We start from the raw sequence: 11,599 nt of genomic DNA, 5'->3' as shown, positions 1-11,599 counted from the left end.
TTGTAAATGCATAAGTTTTATTCCTCTCCGTATTTCAAGTTTTTTATTCTCTGTGCTTTATTAATTAACCTGACTGCTCTTACCCCTCAGATGGAGCAAAAGCGCACCATCTACCTCATCGGTGACTCCACGGTCAGAAATGGAGGCGAAGGGAATTTGCAGCGTGGATGGGGCAATTTTTTGGAAGAATTCTTCGATACCACTCAGGTAAAAGTCAGTAATCAGGCTATGGCCGGCAGAAGCACCCGCACATTTATCAAAGAAGGACGCTGGGAAAAAGTAATGCAAAGCATCCAAGCTGGTGATTATGTCATCATGCAGTTTGGCCACAATGAAGGCAGTGTTCCGGACACCACCCGAGCAGGATATCGCGGAGTTCTTCGAGGTATGGGAGATGATACTAAGGAGTTGACCTGGCCTGATGGCAGTAAGGAGACGGTGCATACCTATGGGTGGTATTTGGAAAAATTCATACAGGATGCGAAGTCAAAGGGAGCAATTCCTATCGTGGCTTCCATGATCCCTAGAAACAAGTTTCAGGACAATGAAGTAGAAAGGGCCAACCAGGATTTTGGCAAATGGGCAAAAGATGCAGCAAGAAGGCAAGGTGCTTTTTTCATTGACCTAAATTCAATAGTAGCTGATCAATACGATAAATGGGGACCTGATGTAGTCAAAGGGCTTTTTGAGCGGGATCACACCCACACCAATGAAGCTGGGGCCCGGATCAATGCCTGGTCTGTTACTGAAGGAATCAGAAGTTTAAAGGAGTGTGATTTGAAGAATTACCTGAAGAAAGATAAGCCTACCTTATTTCTCATCGGAGACTCTACGGTAAAAAATGGTCAAGGTGACGGCGCAGGAGGACTTTGGGGATGGGGGGACTTCATCGCTCCCTATTTTGATTCAGAAAAAATCAAAGTACAAAACCATGCCCTAGGCGGCACCAGCAGCAGGACTTACCAAACCTACGGACTTTGGCAAAGAGTTATGGACAAAATGGAGCCTGGAGACTACCTCATCATGCAATTTGGGCACAATGACTCCAGTCCTCTGGACGATGAAGCCCGAGCTAGGGGTACTATCAAAAGTGCAGGTTTGGAGGCCAAAAACATTTACAATCCCATCACTAAAAGCCAGGAAACGGTATATTCCTATGGGCAGTACCTCCGGCAAATGATCCTAGCTGCCAAATCCAAAGGAGTGACCCCCATCGTTTGCTCCCTGATCCCAAGAAACAACTGGGAAAATGGAAAGGTCCTCACAGCTGAAAATGACTATGCCCTCTGGGCTAAACAAGTGGCCGAAGATACGGAAACGGCATTTATTGACCTGAATTCCATAGTTGCCCATCAATATGATGAACTGGGAGAAACCCATGTTAGAACCCATTTTTTCAACGAAACTGATCATACCCACACCATATTAGAAGGCGCAAAATTCAATGCAGAACTAGTGGTGGAAGCCATCAAAAAGTTAAATGAAAACCAGTTGAGTTCTTATCTAAAAGATTAGGATCTCCATCCAGAACTTAACTTAAACTACCCAAAATGAATAGAACCATTGCTTTCCGAATGAAGCTAATTCAAGGATTCGAAGAAGAATATGAGCGGCGGCACAATGAGATCTGGCCGGAATTAGCCCAACTGCTAAAAGACAGTGGGATAGTAGATTATCAGATTTTCTTAGACCAGGAGTCTTCTACCTTATTCGCTATTCAGGTGGTCAAAGGCGATGCCTCCTCACAGGACCTGGGCAATACCGAAATTGTCCAGCGCTGGTGGAAATACATGGCTGATATCATGGAAACAAACCCGGACTACTCTCCCACTTCTGTAGAACTCCAGAAAGTTTTTACGCTGAAATAACCTTAATACCATGCATTCAAAAACCTACTTAATCCTCTTGCTGATTCCTGTATTTCTATTTCTGGGATTTCAATCTCTAGAAGAAAAAGCTGCTCCAGCAGATCCTTGGCCAGAAATCACCCAGACTGCAAAACCCTGGACACGCTGGTGGTGGATGGGAAATGCCGTAGATGAGCCAAATCTATCCATGCTGCTCGACGAATATGCCCGTGCAGGTTTGGGAGGGGTGGAAATTGCCCCGATCTACGGAGCCAAGGGATATGAGGACCGTTACCTGGAGTTTCTTTCCGAAGACTGGTTGAACATGCTGGATTTTACGGTTCAAAAGGCTAATTCTCTGGGAATGGGTGTGGATATGACGCAGGGTACGGGATGGCCTTTTGGTGGGCCACAAGTAAGCGTAGAAAATGCAGCGACAAGTATGGTAATCCAGGATTACGAGAAGCGGAATGGTGTTCCGTTTACAGATCAGATCGCTTTCGAGAAAAGAAGAGAAAACCAACACAATGCTGAGTTAATAGCAGTAATGGCTTATGATCAGCAAAATCAAGCCGAGGAAATTACAGCTCATGTGGATAAGCAGGGCAAGCTCAACTGGGACAAAGAGGGAGACTGGAAGATCAAAGCCATTTTCTTGGACAAAACCGGGCAGATGGTCAAAAGAGCTGCTCCCGGAGGTGTAGGATTTACCTTGGACCATTTCAGCAAATCTGCCGTAAATGCCTACAATTCACATTTTGAACAAGCCCTTAGTGGAAAAGATTATGGGTTTCGGGCATTTTATAACGACAGCTTTGAGGTCTACGGAGCGGATTTTACGCGGGACTTTTTTGATGAATTTGAAAAAAGAAGAGGCTATGATCTCAAGGAATTCCTTCCTTTTCTGGAAAGTGAAGAAAATAACGAAAAGGTCCGCCGCATCAAATCAGACTATAGGGAAACTATCAATGACCTACTTCTTAACAACTTCACTGAAAACTGGACTGCCTGGGCCCATGAGCAGGGAAAACTGACCAAAAACCAAGCGCATGGCTCCCCGGGAAACCTTCTAGATCTATATGCAGCGGTGGATATTCCAGAATGTGAAACTTTCGGCTCCAGTTACTTTCCCATTCCGGGATTGAGAAGAGATAGTGCAGATATTCGGAACGTGGATCCGGATCCGGTCATGCTGAAGTTTGCTTCTTCAGCAGCTCATCTTACGGGAAAAAACCTGGTTTCTTCAGAAACCTTCACCTGGCTGGGTGAGCATTTTAAGTCTTCTTTTTCGCAAATGAAGCCTGAGGTTGAGCAGGCCTTTTTGGCAGGTGTAAATCACATCTTTTACCATGGAGTCACTTATAGCCCTGAAGATGTGCCTTACCCGGGCTGGCTTTTCTACGCCTCTTTAAACCTGACCCAGCAAAATAGTCTTTGGTCCCACTTTGATGGCTTCAATGACTTTATTACAAGATCCCAATCTATTCTTCAGGCAGGAAATGCCGATAATGAATTGTTGGTTTACTGGCCTGTTTACGATGTTTGGGCAGAGCCAAAAGGCAAAATGGAAATGATCACCGTGCATGCAGTGGATGAGTGGTTGCATCCCACAGCTTTTTACAAACAATCCAAAAAACTGATGGAACAGGGCTATTCCTTGGATTTCATTTCAGACGATATGATCCAAAATTCCAGGACTAAAGATGGACTGATTGCCACTTCAGATTCAAACCAAGCTAAGGTGCTGATCATTCCTGACACTGAATTTATGCCAGCAGAAACGCTGGGAAACATCTTGAAATTGGCAGAAGCCGGGGCTAAGGTGATCTTTCAATCCAAACCTCAATCCACGCCTGGGTTAAGTCCAAAGGGCTCTTCAGATACTGCCTTCCACCAACTTTGGGATACCATCGATTTCGTATCCGGGCAAGCCAAAGTGGGAAATGGCCAGGTAATTCTCTCCGAGGAAATTGATCAGGCTTTAATGGATTTAGGCATTTACAGAGAAACTTTAGTAGATACGGGTTTGGACTTTATCCGCAGAAAAACCGCTGATGCCACCTATTATTTTCTGGTCAACCATAGCGCAAACTCGATCTCGGATGAGCTTGTTTTGAATGCAAAAGGAAAGTCCGTAGTGGTCTTAGATCCGCTTACCGGTAAGGCAGGGGAAATTCACGCGCAAATTGAAAATCAAAAAACACGAATAAAGCTCCATCTGAAATCCGGTGAATCGCTTTTCCTCAAAGTAATGCACCATGAAGGGCAGGTTGAGCTTCCAGATTGGCCAGACTACCAGCAAGCATCTTCAGTGCTTGATATTTCATCAGATTGGAAATTGACTTTTGATAAAGGCCTACCTAAGCTTCCTGCTGCCCAAAATCTTAACAAAATCGCTCCATGGACCGCAAGCAAAGACCCAGACGCTGTTGATTTCTCGGGTACGGGCAGCTACACCAGTGAATTTCAGCTAGCAAAATCCGCTGCTAAACAGTATGTACTGCGAATAGATAAGGTGTACGAATCTGCCAAGGTTTGGGTAAACGGAGAATTTGCAGGAGCTATCTGGAGTATTCCTTACCGGCTGGATATCAGCAAGCACTTACAAAATGGTGAAAACACCATCAAAATTGAAGTGGCCAATTTGATGGCTAATAGTATCAGGTATTTAGACAGAGCTGGGATAGAGTGGAGAAATTACCATGAAATCAATTTTGTAAACATTGATTATAAGCCATTTGATGCAAGTAACTGGGAAACTATGCCATCTGGAATCGAAGGAAAAGTAGAGATTCTTGAATTCGATTGAATGTGAACACTTCGAATAATATGCCCCCAAACCCATATAGTACAGGATACTTCAAAAATTCCCTTGGTCTATTTTGAGAGTTCGCCCAAAGAAAAACCTATGAACCAAAAGCAAAATCTAAAGCAGCGCCTCGAAGCTGTCAATGAATACGAGCGTACCCCCATTCCCAAAAACAAACTCAAAGGCTGGAAAAGCTTTATAGGAACCTATGCAGGGGAGCATACCGCAGGAACAGAGTTTGTGTTAGGGCCACTTTTTGTAGCTCATGGAGCATCTGCCGGCGACTTGGTGAGTGGACTGATAGTCGGTAATATCCTGGCGATTCTCAGCTGGGCATTTTTCACGGGTAAAGTGGCGGTGAAAACCCGTACAACCCTTTACTATCAATTGGAGAAAATAGCCGGGAATAAGTTTACGATCATTTACAACTTGGTCAATGCGGCTTTGTTCTGCTTTTTGGCCGGTTCCATGATTGCGGTTTCAGCCACCGCTGTAGGCATTCCATTTAACATTCAGATGCCTTCTTTGACCGATGTTTACCCGAATAGTGTAGGATGGGTGATCACGGTTTTTTGTATAGGTACGATCACCACTCTAGTGGCCATGTTTGGTTTCAATGTGATCTCAAAGTTTGCAAATATTGCAGCTCTATGGATGATTATGGTGTTCATCGCGGCGGCTATCGGTGTTTTGCCAAGGTTAGGCATTACTTCTTTTTCGGAGTTTTGGCCTGTGGCCGAAAGTACCATTTGGAATGGAGTACCCCTGGAAGGGCAGAGTAAATTTACCTTTTGGCACATCATGTTCTTCTCCTGGTTTTGCAACATGGGAATGCACATAGGAATGGCTGACATGTCCATATTGCGCTACGCCAAAAAATGGACTTATGGATTTTCTGTCTCAGGAGGAGTGTTTTTGGGACATTTCATCGCTTGGATGGCCTCTGGGATTTTGTATTCACTGTTCCTTTTGGAGTCCAATGGAAGTCTGGTTTTCGCTCCTGGGCCTATAGCTTATGAAGCTGCAGGGATAACAGGTGCAGTTTGTGTGGTGATTGCAGGCTGGACCACGGCCAACCCTACCCTTTACCGTGCAGGACTAGCCATACAATCCATCAATCCCAAATGGAAAACCTGGAAGGTGACGCTTTTTGTTGGTCTGGTGACCACCATTGCGGCATGTTTTCCAGCGCTTGTGATGCAGCTTTTGGAGTTTGTAGCACTTTATGGATTGATTTTGATGCCTCTAGGTGCAGTGATATTCTTGGATGTATTCGTACTTCCTAAGCTGGGCCTAGCCAGTAATTATGCCGAGTTGACCAATTCCCGCTTCAATCCTGCTGTGGGTATCACTTGGGCTATAGCACTGGTCTTTTGCTTAGGTTTAAATATCTATGGAGGAATAGAAATCTTCTTCCTAGGTTTACCGGGTTGGTTTGTTGCTGTGCTGGTTTATTTGGCAGCTTCTAAAGCGATTCAAAAGAAAGTGGCTAACACCTCTACTGTATCACCATTAAACTATTGATTTTGAAAACCTTACTAAAACTCATTTCATTCCTTAGTCTAGCCCTGACGCTCCTTCCCTCCTTGCTGGTAATGAAAGAAATAATCAGCCCGGAGCTATCTAAAAACATCATGCTTATCGGCACGATCACTTGGTTTGTAAGCGCCTCTTTCTGGATGAATAAATCTGAAAAAGAGGAAGCTGAAGGTTAGGCTTTTCAAAGAAATTATAGCGAAAAGTAAAAGTCCAGCTGGCACAAAAGCAGGAACATGAAAACTAATACTAAACTTATTACCCCAAGCGGTTTATAAAACAAGACCATGAAATTATCTCTCGACCAAATTCAAGATCAAAACTTATCCCAGATTTCTGAACACGCTAGAAATTTCGAGTTTTTGGCTGAAAGCCTGGAGAAAGAAGGAATAAAAGTAGAGGAGTTAATCTCCAAGCTCCAAGAACTTCAGATTGCCATTCCCAGTTGGGCTCTGGGCACTGGAGGAACCCGTTTTGGCAGATTTTCTGGCGGAGGTGAACCGGCCACATTAATTCAGAAAATCCAGGACGTGGGCATTCTTCACGCACTCAATCAATCCTGCAATGCAGTTTCCCTGCATATTCCCTGGGACATCCCAAGCGACTTTCAAGCGATAAAAGACAGTGCTGCGGATGTTGGGATCGGGTTTGATGCGGTCAACTCCAATACCTTTCAAGACCAAGCAGAGCAAGCAAACAGTTACAAGTTCGGATCTCTGGCAAATTCTGATTCGTCCGTACGTGAGCTGGCCATTGCACATAACCAAGAGGTCATAGCAATCGGTGAAAAGCTAGGGTCCAAAGCTTTGACAGTTTGGCTGGCCGATGGTAGCAGCTTTCCCGGACAACACAGCATGCGGAAAGCACTGGAAAACACGCACCTTGCACTCCAAGAAATCTATCAGGCTGTGCCGGAAGACTGGAAGCTTCTCATCGAGTACAAGCCCTATGAGCCGTATTTTTACAGCACTGTGATTCAGGACTGGGGGACTTCCTTTTTGCTCGCAAATAAGCTTGGCAAAAAAGCCTATACGCTTGTGGATTTGGGACATCACTTACCCAATACCAACATAGAACAGATAGTCAGCACCTTGATGACAGAAGAGAAATTGGGCGGTTTTCACTTCAATGATTCCAAATATGGAGATGATGATTTGACAGTAGGCAGCATCAAACCCTATCAACTGTTTTTGATTTTCCAGGAACTGGTCAAAGGTTTCGAAGAAACCAAAAACCCTCAGCTGTCGTGGATGATTGATGCCAGCCACAATCTTAAAGACCCGATGGAGGACCTTTTGCAATCCGTACAGGCTATCAAACTGGCTTATGCCCAAGCCTTGCTGGTAGATAGCCAGGTCCTGCAACAAGCCCAGGAAATCCATGATATTACCGCTGCTCAGGAGATTTTACAAGATGCCTACCGGACAGACCTACGTCCTCTACTGGCTGAAGCTATGCGTAGAGCAGGCGGAGCTATCAACCCAGTCAAAACCTTCAGAAACTTGAAGGTAAGGGAAACTTTAATCCAAGAAAGAGGCTTGAAATCCATCGCATCGGGGTTATAGTTTTCATTTCAATAATCACCAAACCAAGAGCTGTTTAATCCTTAGACAGCTCTTTTTTTTATTTTTTTCTCACTCGACTAAGGGCAAAGCTAGCTATGGCTGTCATTATTCTAAGAACACAAAAATGACACTATGGGAAAATATAGCCAACTCAGAAAAATCACCCAGGTATTCAGCGAATACGGCATAGTATTGACCGGAGAGCGCAAGCACGATCACTTTCTATTTGACCTGCGCATGGACAAGATCTTCTTGAACGGATTAATCTACGAGCTGGAGTTTGCGCTAGATAAGGAACTCGAAGATCACAAAATCCTAGGGGTGAGTGCACCCTCCCAATTAATCGCATTGCTGCTCGATTAAGCTCAGCTCAACATTCAACATCATACCAATCAATCAGGAATAGTAGGGCTCGATGTCCTTCTCCTGATATCTCAATCTATCAAAATGAAAACATTAGAACTTAAACTTACTTTACTTACAATTCTGTTTTTCTCTCTGATTTCCAGCACTAAAGCTCAAGAGAAAAGCCCGGCACACATAGGATTCTTCTACCCTATTTCCACTCATGGAACCCAGGCAGAGAACTATAGCAATAATTTTAGTTTGCATGTGCTTACCGGTCTTTCAGGTGGTGAAAACGGATTGGCGATTTACGGCCTGGCTGGCCTGGTCAAGGGAAATATGAACGGGGCGCAGGTCTCTGGTCTTTGGAACAATGTATCCGGGGATGTGGATGGAGTGCAAGTGGCTGGTATACTCAATCAAAGTCAAGATGCGGCCCAAGCCTTGCAGGTTGCGGGAATCACCAACCTAAATCAAGGAGATGCAGCAGTACAGGTCAGTGGAATCTTCAATGCTGCGAAAAATGTACAAGGAGGCCAATTTTCAGGAATTACCTCCCTAGCAGCTGATCTAGACGGTATTCAGGTGTCTGGTGTAAGCAGTATAGCAGACAGTGTCAAGGGATTACAGACTTCGGGTATTATTAACATCGCAGAGGAAATTGATGGGGGTCAAATTTCAGGAATAACTAACGTAGCAGAAAATGTCAATGGCATGCAAATCTCAGGAATCTCAAACGTAGCGGAGCAGGTAGATGGGGTACAGATTTCTGCTTTGATCAATCGGGCAAAGTCAGTAAAAGGCTTACAACTAGGCCTAATCAATATCGCCGACAGTAGTGAAAATACCATTGGCCTGATCAATATCATCAAAAATGGAGATCATAGGATAGGCTTATCCATTGATGAAAACTATAACTCCTTTTTGACTTTGCGATCTGGAGGCAAGCGAGTGTACGGAATCTTTGGATTGGGCAGTAACTTTGAACTAGATGAACGAAGATATGGGCTTGAAGCAGGTTTGGGATTAGGCTTGGCCGAAAGCCGGGTGTTTCGTCTAGATGTGGAAATAGTGAGTAAGTATATGACGGATTTCGATTGCCATGATTACAGTAAATCCAGTTTCCAGTTGATTCCCAGCCTGAAAATCACCAATGGAATACACCTGTTTGCTGGCCCAAGTCTATCCTATTTGCATTCCTACGACTCCCCTTTAGGTGAAAGCATGGGATTAACCATTTGGGATGATATCTGGAGGGACAATTACCAGGCGATTATGTTGGGCTTCACCGCAGGGTTGAATGTGAGGTTTTAGTATGCATATATCTGATCATCGGTAGCCTGTGGGAGGAAAATGAACGTCTCTTTTCCTCCTGCTATCAGGTTGATGGATATCGTGAATCTTAAAAGATCTAAACGAAATTTGAAGTTCACTTGTCTTCCCGCATATTGGATACTCAAACCATAATTTAAAAATCATGAAGAGACTGCAAGTGCATTGGGCTAAGAAACATACCGCTGGGACTTCCATGGGTGAACTTCGTACTATAGGTGGAATCGACATACATGGCAATATCTGGAATATACAGGTGGAGGAGGCCATTGCCGGAATAAGAGCTGGCAAATGGGAATTTTACCTACAGGAAAACTACCTGGAAATACCCATTACCGTTCATTCACTGAATGAATCAGAAACTTTTCTACTTTCACAAGGCCATGGCTACCTCCCAAATTTGCTTGATGAATTGCCCGAGATTAGCTTTTAGTATTTGAATAAAAACTCCGCTCACTGAAAGCTCAATCTGTCTGCTTTATTGCCAGCTAGGGAATTCAACAAAACCATACCTATTCCACAAAGCCTGTAGCCATATCTCAGGATTTGACTTACTTTTGATAGTAAGAGATGAATTCAAATCCGAAGCTTACATTTTCTTTTTCACGCACTAAAATAGTGCTGTTTGCAGGCCTGTCCTTCCTTGGTTTGTACTGGATTCTTGGCTTTGACGGGATCACTTTCAGCGACGATGTGTACTACTTATTAGCTGGGAAGAAATTCTGGGAAGGCAATATGGAAGTTAATGACTATCACTTTTCCAGCAGATGGGGAGCTTATGTACCATCAGGCTTGATTGGGTTTTTATTGGGGTTTGATCCCCATACCATCTCTTTGATCTCCCTTTTGAGTTATGGTTTAAGTCTTTATTTATTGCTCAGAATTCTGCCAAAAGAGCAGCCAGCATGGGTGCTGGCGCTCTGGTTTTGTACGCAGGTTTATTTTCTTCACTTCCTTACCAAGGTTTATCCAGACAGTTTATTGGTGCTTTTTACCAGCATTGTGCCTACGGCGGCAATTTCCAGAAGGAGTAAACCTATACTTTCAGGATTTATACTATTTTTTAGTTTGTTTTGTGGTTTTCTGACTAAGGAAACCATCATTCTCTTAGCTCCATTTCCAGTCCTACTTTTTATATATGATCTCAAAAAAAACCAACTTAAAGGGGCATTTTACTATTCGATAGCATGTACTGGAGCTATTTTACTGGCTCTGTATTTAGGGTATTTCTGGATCAAATTTGGTGATGCATTCCATAGAATAAGCTCCATCAATTCGGGGCACTATATCTCTGAGTTTACTTATGCAGATAAGGGATTTTGGTCGGTGGTACGAAGACTTACGGTTTTGCCCATTGTCACTTTTGTAGAGCGGGCATACTGGGCCTGGATGGTTTTTGCGATGCCTGGAATCCTACTTGGGTGGAAATCCGGTAAAAAAGTTACGTTTGAATTTGCATTGGCTTTCCTTTCCCTCCTCTTTGGTTTCTGGTTTATGAGTTCTACGCTGGAATTCTACAATCCCATTTACCTCAATCCAAGGCATCTAATCATACTCATTCCCATGCTGGCAATGCTGATTACTTTGGGTTGGAAGTATTGGCAGGAAAACCTCAAGCTTAAGCGATGGATGATGGGATTTTTGCTCTTGGGAGTAGGTATAAGTTTGCTAGGGTTGGATCTGAAAATGGCCGCCTTCAATTTTGGAATGTTTATGCTGGTTCGGTTTTCCCAGTGGAAATTTCAACCTATCCTACTAGCGCTAATTTTGATAATACCAGCAGGATTGGCCATACCTTATCAGCAGAATCTGAAGCAATACCAAACTTTAATAGATACATTAACTCAAGAAACTCAACACACAGATAATCAGAATATTTTGCTTAGTAATAATTTTCTGGAGTTTAGTGAGCAAATACTCCTTTCTGAAGACAGCATGAAACAGAAAAGACTTCATGGATTGGAGTATTTCTTAAAGGAAGATAAAGTGGCTACAGATACAGTTACCTTATTGCTCTACACCTACTATGAGCATGCTTATCCACAGGAACAAAATGGAATTGACTCGGTGAGGCAAAAGCTTATGAAACTAAATTTTGAACTCGTGGAAGAACAAAGGGAAAAAGTGATATGGAAGCAGCTATTTGTAAAAAAATAGCAGTCAGG

The 11,599-nt window shown here is 43.6% G+C and carries 10 protein-coding genes; all 10 read left to right on the top strand.

Features of this window, described 5'->3' with window-relative positions; genetic code table 11:
* The first annotated feature begins 6 nt into the window (after positions 1-6).
* Positions 7-1,515 carry a rhamnogalacturonan acetylesterase gene (locus tag PBT90_RS08610; RefSeq protein ID WP_270132739.1) on the top strand — a complete coding sequence of 503 codons (1,509 nt, stop codon included), beginning with the start codon at positions 7-9 and terminating at the stop codon, positions 1,513-1,515.
* Positions 1,516-1,550: 35 nt separating this feature from the next.
* The gene (rhaM, locus tag PBT90_RS08605; RefSeq protein ID WP_270132737.1) at positions 1,551-1,868 is read left to right on the top strand and encodes an L-rhamnose mutarotase; all 318 of its coding nucleotides are present in this window, start codon (positions 1,551-1,553) and stop codon (positions 1,866-1,868) included.
* A gap of 10 nt (positions 1,869-1,878) precedes the next feature.
* A complete protein-coding gene (locus PBT90_RS08600) occupies positions 1,879-4,656 on the top strand; it encodes a glycosyl hydrolase (RefSeq protein WP_270132734.1) in 2,778 nt (925 codons plus the stop codon).
* A 99-nt stretch (positions 4,657-4,755) separates the two neighbouring features.
* A complete protein-coding gene (locus tag PBT90_RS08595) occupies positions 4,756-6,180 on the top strand; it encodes a purine-cytosine permease family protein (RefSeq protein WP_270132732.1) in 1,425 nt (474 codons plus the stop codon).
* A gap of 2 nt (positions 6,181-6,182) precedes the next feature.
* Positions 6,183-6,371: a hypothetical protein gene (locus PBT90_RS08590; RefSeq protein ID WP_270132730.1), complete on the top strand. Its 189-nt coding sequence runs from the start codon at positions 6,183-6,185 to the stop codon at positions 6,369-6,371.
* A gap of 108 nt (positions 6,372-6,479) precedes the next feature.
* Positions 6,480-7,757, top strand: coding sequence for a sugar isomerase (locus PBT90_RS08585; protein ID WP_270132728.1), 1,278 nt, complete (start codon positions 6,480-6,482; stop codon positions 7,755-7,757).
* A 132-nt stretch (positions 7,758-7,889) separates the two neighbouring features.
* On the top strand, positions 7,890-8,120 hold the full coding sequence (locus PBT90_RS08580; protein WP_264809983.1) for an acyl carrier protein: 231 nt from the start codon (positions 7,890-7,892) through the stop codon (positions 8,118-8,120).
* 84 nt (positions 8,121-8,204) lie between these two features.
* Positions 8,205-9,416, top strand: a complete 1,212-nt coding sequence (locus PBT90_RS08575) for a hypothetical protein (RefSeq protein ID WP_270132725.1) — start codon at positions 8,205-8,207, stop codon at positions 9,414-9,416.
* A gap of 163 nt (positions 9,417-9,579) precedes the next feature.
* Positions 9,580-9,867, top strand: coding sequence for a hypothetical protein (locus PBT90_RS08570; protein ID WP_270132722.1), 288 nt, complete (start codon positions 9,580-9,582; stop codon positions 9,865-9,867).
* 137 nt (positions 9,868-10,004) lie between these two features.
* Positions 10,005-11,591 (top strand): hypothetical protein, encoded by a 1,587-nt coding sequence (locus PBT90_RS08565; RefSeq protein WP_270132720.1) that lies wholly within the window; start codon positions 10,005-10,007, stop codon positions 11,589-11,591.
* Positions 11,592-11,599 lie beyond the last annotated feature (8 nt).

Origin of the sequence: Algoriphagus sp. TR-M9 (assembly GCF_027594545.1) — a bacterium.
In the GTDB taxonomy this organism is placed as follows: Bacteria; Bacteroidota; Bacteroidia; order Cytophagales; family Cyclobacteriaceae; genus Algoriphagus; species Algoriphagus halophytocola.
The sequence above is the reverse complement of the archived record's forward strand: the minus strand, read 5'-3'. Positions and strand labels throughout refer to the sequence as shown.